The organism is Pseudomonadota bacterium, assembly GCA_026388215.1.
Lineage (GTDB): Bacteria > Desulfobacterota > Syntrophorhabdia > Syntrophorhabdales > Syntrophorhabdaceae > JAPLKF01.
On the sequence record JAPLKF010000201.1, the window covers coordinates 1 to 1,854 of the forward strand.

The 1,854-nt window shown below is 41.3% G+C and carries 2 protein-coding genes; both read left to right on the forward strand.

The genetic code is table 11. The annotated features are described in order from the left end of the window. A partial coding sequence (locus NTU69_10580; GenBank protein ID MCX5803956.1) for an SLC13 family permease occupies window positions 1-829 on the forward strand: 829 nt, incomplete at its 5' end. Window positions 830-838: 9 nt separating this feature from the next. Next, a complete protein-coding gene (locus tag NTU69_10585) occupies window positions 839-1,690 on the forward strand; it encodes a cytidylate kinase-like family protein (protein MCX5803957.1) in 852 nt (283 codons plus the stop codon). Window positions 1,691-1,854 lie beyond the last annotated feature (164 nt).

The following is a 1,854-nucleotide window of genomic DNA, read 5'->3' on the forward strand; positions in this document are numbered from 1 at the left end:
ATTTAGCGGTTTTTTGTGGCATTCTGGAAGGCCATCGTCATTCTTCATTCTCTGCATCTCCTATATAATTACCTGTGCCTATTTTTACTGGGTATTTTCAAAAAAATATAAAGGCGTTACAATGGATGTTGCATCCATGGAAGAACATCCCCTTGATCATATAAAAGATAAACCTTTCGCCATTATTGTTTGTTTAGTTTTTGCACTTACAATTGTTGCCATGGCACTTAGACCTGTTTTTGGTTATCACCTTGGTTTTATTGCAATGTGGGGTGCACTTGCTTTAATCCTTATCTTTGAATTATTCAAGGGTCGTTTTACTTTAGAAATTCCTAATTTGGAGCAAGTTTTATCAGAACTTGACTGGAGGGCGATCTTTTTCTATGTGTCACTGTTTGCCCTGGTAGGAGGTCTTGAACATGCAGGTGTAATCAAATCTATCTCTAATTTAATTACCCCGCTTATACAAAAAAGTCTTATCGCTGGGAGTACGGTGCTCTTCTGGGTCACTGCTCCTATCGTAGGTATTGTAGAGCATGACGCCTATATTCTTACAATGCTTTATGTTATAAGAGATCTTGGTAAATCCCAGGCTATAAATCCCTGGCCTCTTTACTGGATGCTGCTCTGGGCAGGTACGCTGGGAAGCAACCTTACCATTGCAGGCGCCCCGGCTCTATTTGTAGCAAAAAATATGGGTGAAAAAGAGGACCAAAGAAAGGTTGGCTTGAAGGAGTTTATGGCTATTAGCGTGCCTTATGTAGTAGTCTCTCTTATATCCTGTTACATCCCGGCGATGCTCGTCTGGGTTATCCCATTTGCAAAATAGGGGGTGCTCATGGCAATCTTGACTATATCGAGGGAGTACGGGAGTGGCGGAAAAGAAATTGGGCAAGCCGTTTCTGAACTCATGGGCTACCAGTACATTGACAGACAGCGAATACTTGAAGATATGGGAAAAGTAGGTCCTCAGTGGGAAGAACAGGCAAAATACTTTGATGAAATTCAACCCAGTACATGGGAGAGATACAAATGGTCTTTCAGGGGATTTGTAGCGCTGAATCAATATCATATCCTGAATTACGCTTTACAGGATAATGTAGTAATAATGGGTAGAGGTGGAAATTTTTTACTTAAAGAGATTTCTTATGCATTACGAGTTAGAACGGTGGCACCTATTGAGAAAAGAATTGAGACTGTTATGAAATGGGAAGGAGAGACAAGCAGTGAACACGCTCGATGGTTAATAGAAAAAGCCGATAAAGATATGGCAGGTACGGTTTATATGATATATGGAAGTCAGTGGGATGATCCAAAACAGTATGACATGGTTTTTGATACGGGTATTCTGAGTTACGATGAAATTATTTCATCCATAAAAGATAAACTCAAAAAGAAGGAGCAGTTTAAAACAGAGGAAACAAAAAAAGTCCTCAAGTTAAAAGTGCTTGCAGCGAAGATAAAGGCTGATATTGCAATAAATACTAAGTTTTTCATTTCCTCGCTTAATGTTGATTTTAAAGAAAGAGGGCTTGTAAAATATGGCTTGATTTTACGTGGCGTTGTCCATGACCAGAAGGATATAAAGCACATTGAAGATAAGGCAAAAGAATTATCAGGGGACGTACCCATTGAATGTGACATCCAGTATCGGATGTATCAAAGACGTAATCCGCTAAAGTTCAAGTAACAATTCGGGATACCCACAATTCTCTATTACTGGGGCTTGCGTCGCCCCCTCCACAGGCAAAGCCCCACCCACTTCGTGGGTACCCGGCCTCCCCCTCTCGCTCACGGTGTTCGCTGTATAGATTCCAACGGGCGGCGCAAGGCAAGCAGAGGACCACGCTTTCA

What these genes read in the sequence shown, in the direction of transcription:
- NTU69_10585 (MCX5803957.1), top strand. Translation starts at nt 839, where the DNA reads ATGGCAATCTTGACTATATCGAGGGAGTACGGGAGTGGCGGAAAAGAA.